Annotated in this window: 1 protein-coding gene and 1 tRNA gene; both read right to left on the bottom strand. The window is 26.7% G+C overall.

The genetic code is table 11. The features are described from left to right. Positions 1-455: 455 nt before the first annotated feature. Complete coding sequence (locus LGK95_RS22005; RefSeq protein ID WP_226127039.1) at positions 456-1,199, bottom strand: peptidylprolyl isomerase; 744 nt, start codon at positions 1,197-1,199, stop codon at positions 456-458. A gap of 164 nt (positions 1,200-1,363) precedes the next feature. Further along, positions 1,364-1,439 (bottom strand) — tRNA-Lys (locus LGK95_RS22000). Positions 1,440-1,469: the final 30 nt, after the last annotated feature.

Raw genomic sequence — 1,469 nt, 5'->3', positions numbered from 1 at the left:
TCTGCGACAACTGTTAAGTTAATTCGCAAGCTCATTACATACTTTTTAGTCTTACGACTAAAATTTACTTTATACTAAAGTAATTAACTGGTTAAAACAAAATATTATTTCGTTTCTTTACCTATTTCTCTGTTTAATTTTCAAAGACCAATTTGTTTTGTCATTATGTGACGACTTCTACAAGTTTACTAGGTATTTCTTGTTTTGTCAACACTTTTATATACTAATTTAGATTTTTATATCATTTTTTAATTCTAGACATTTTTATTTATATATATAACTTATTTTATATTTGCATTTATATAGATAATTCCAAAGTAATACATATACTATTGAAGTATTATAACATTATATTAACAATATTTATGTTAAATATTGTTAATATAAATAAAAACCAATATTAACAATAATATTGGTTTTTATAACTTATGATACTATTAAATCTATAAAAACTTTTATTTTAATTCTACTTCATATTTGTTTTTTAATTCTGTTACTGAACTTATATATTTTTCATTTTGTTTTTGATGTGAAATATTCTCTGCAATCAATTCCCTAGATTCTTCCAACGATTTAACCTTTGCTGAGCTTTTCTCATCCAATTGTATTAAATGATATCCAAACTGTGTCTTAACAGGTTCACTTATCTCACCAACTTTTAATTGAAAAGCCGCTTCTTCAAACTCAGGAACCATTTTACCTCTGGTAAAGCTACCTAAACTTCCGCCTTGAGCTGATGACGGACATTTAGAGTATTTTTGTGCAGCTTCCTCAAAAGATGTTCCATTTATTATTTCTGCTCTAATTTCCTTCATTTGCTCTAGCGTATCTACTAATATATGTTTAGCAGATGCAGTCTCCTCGCTTTTAAACATTTCACTGTTATCTTCATAATATTTTTGAATCTCTTCTTCAGTTATATTTATATTTGCCATTATATTTTTTACACCAATTTGTATTAAAATATCTTTTTCTATTAACCGCATTTGTTCTATGTAATCTGGATCATTCTCCATATCACTATCAAGCGCATAATTATATATTAATTCAAAATTTATCATCTGATCTAAAAATTGTTTCTTTCCTTCTTCTGTTTTATAGTGCTCTTGTGTTTCCTTCGGAAATCTTAGTAATGATCGATCTACATCTTTTTCAGTTATTTCACTTCCATTTACTATAGCTAAAACTTTATTCTCCATAATTACTCTCCTTTAAAATTATTATAGTTATATATTTTATTATTATAATACCATAAAGTTAGTGGAAAAACAAAATCAATAAAATGTTATTTGTTTTAATAATTTAAAAACTTTATTGAATCTGAAAAACAAAAAAAGCACTTTATAAAAAAGTGCTTTTTTTTTGGTGGCTTACCGGGGAATCGAACCCCGGACACCATGATTAAAAGTCATGTGCTCTACCAACTGAGCTAGTAAACCATGTTTATCTGGCGACGACCTACTCTTCCA

Origin of the sequence: Clostridium algoriphilum (assembly GCF_020443705.1) — a bacterium.
Lineage (GTDB): Bacteria > Bacillota > Clostridia > Clostridiales > Clostridiaceae > Clostridium_AD > Clostridium_AD algoriphilum.
The sequence above is the reverse complement of the archived record's forward strand: the minus strand, read 5'-3'. Positions and strand labels throughout refer to the sequence as shown.